This window comes from Streptomyces sp. A01, assembly GCF_059026195.1.
Genome location: NZ_JBWLKN010000103.1, coordinates 1 through 903 on the forward strand (window position 1 = coordinate 1; position 903 = coordinate 903).

Sequence of the window (903 nt, forward strand, 5' to 3'; positions counted from 1 at the left end):
AGGGGTCCTTTCGGAATGCTGGGTGCTTGCGGGCGAGGGTCATGCAGTGGGCAAGCTGGAGGAAGGCGTCGTGCATGTCATCTCGGGTCTCCCAGCGAGTGCGGAGGCGCCGGGGGCCGTGCAGCCAGGCGATGGCTGACTCGGCGACCCACCGGATGCAGCCCAGGCCCGAGCCGTGTGGTTCGCCACGTCGGGCGATCTTCGGGACGATGCCGCGCTCGCGCAGTCGGCGGCGGTAGTTGTCGTGGTCGTAGCCGCGGTCGGCATACAACTCGCCGGGCTTGCGCCGGGGATGCCCGCGCTTTCCCCGCACCGGCGGCACACCGTCGACCAGGGGCAGAAGCCGGGTGACGTCGTTGCGGTGTCCGCCGTCAGCGACACGCGCAGCGGGGTGCCGTGCGCGTCGGTCAGGACATGGTGTTTCGAGCCCGGCCGTGCACGGTCAGCCGGGCTCGGACCGACTTTTGGGCGGCTTCGCCCCCGCTTGGCCTGCACATGCGAGGCGTCAACGGTGACACGGGAGAAGTCCAGAGGGTCCGCCGCCCGTAACCGGTCCAGCAGGACCCGCCGCAGTTCCTCCCAGACCCCCGGCTTCCTGCCACTCGGCCAGCCGACGCCAGCAGGTAGGACCGGAGCCGAACCCCAACTCCTGCGGCAGGTACTCCCACTGGACGCCGGTATACAGCACGAACAGCACACCCTGCAGCGTCTTGCGGTCATCGATCCGCTTGCGTCCCGGATACCGGAACCGCCGCTCATGCCTTGGCAACAGCGGCTCAACCACCGCCCACAACTCGTCACTGACCTCCCACGGCTTCCGCCGCGCCATGGCCACACCTCACAAAGCACGGAATCACTTCCATCCCAACCGTGCCACAACGAGATCGTTCTGCAAGGACCCCT

Annotated in this window: 1 pseudogene; it reads right to left on the minus strand. The window is 68.4% G+C overall.

The window, feature by feature from the left end:
• Positions 1 to 829: pseudogene (locus tag AC5P1B_RS35705) on the minus strand (IS5 family transposase); the annotation flags it as partial.
• Positions 830 to 903 lie beyond the last annotated feature (74 nt).